Genomic DNA, 623 nt, shown 5'->3' with positions numbered 1-623 from the left:
ACTTGATGGGAAAACGCCATTAATTAAACGAGTATCACACTGCGAATATTCGTTACAAACGAGCTCAACAGGTAAAACACTTTCTCTTGTTGGAACCGAGTTAACATGGTTAAGTCAACTCAATAATGTAACAGGAGCATCAAAAACAACCTCGTAGATTAAGATAGCTATTAATATACTATCCGGTCAAAAGAGAAAATACATTTAATAGCCGTATCAATCGTTGCTTTTTTTATAAAATTTGGTTAATTCCTATTTTGTATTTAAGATGAGTAAGAATGTTTAAATTTTGTTAGGCTCATCGTTCCCCCTCATTGGATTGATGAGGGGGATTTTACCTCAAACACTCTGTTCTAATGTAATCCTGCAAGCCAAGTATCATTTGCTTTGACTCTGCGATTCGTTGTCTGAGTAACCAATAATTTCTGATAGCGGAGTCAGTAGGTCTGGCGGTTGCTCCATCATCCATGCCGGAGGTGGAATTAGCGTCCCCTTTCGGACAACTGGCTCTAATGTACACCCGCTCAGGATTACGCTCAGCAGCAATACGTAACTGGTCAATTTCAGCTTTTGCATTAGTGAGTTCCGTTGTGTGTTTGGTGTCGAGTTCGTGAAGGGAGTTG

General features: G+C 39.8%; 1 protein-coding gene. It reads right to left on the bottom strand.

Annotated features, from left to right (window positions below):
* Nucleotides 1-334: 334 nt before the first annotated feature.
* The coding region (locus tag PROVALCAL_RS02930) for a lysis system i-spanin subunit Rz (protein WP_006657594.1) at nucleotides 335-623 on the bottom strand (289 nt) is incomplete at its 5' end.

The organism is Providencia alcalifaciens DSM 30120, from assembly GCF_000173415.1.
Lineage (GTDB): Bacteria > Pseudomonadota > Gammaproteobacteria > Enterobacterales > Enterobacteriaceae > Providencia > Providencia alcalifaciens.
Note: the sequence above shows the minus strand (reverse complement) of the source record. Positions and strands in the feature narration are given on the sequence as shown.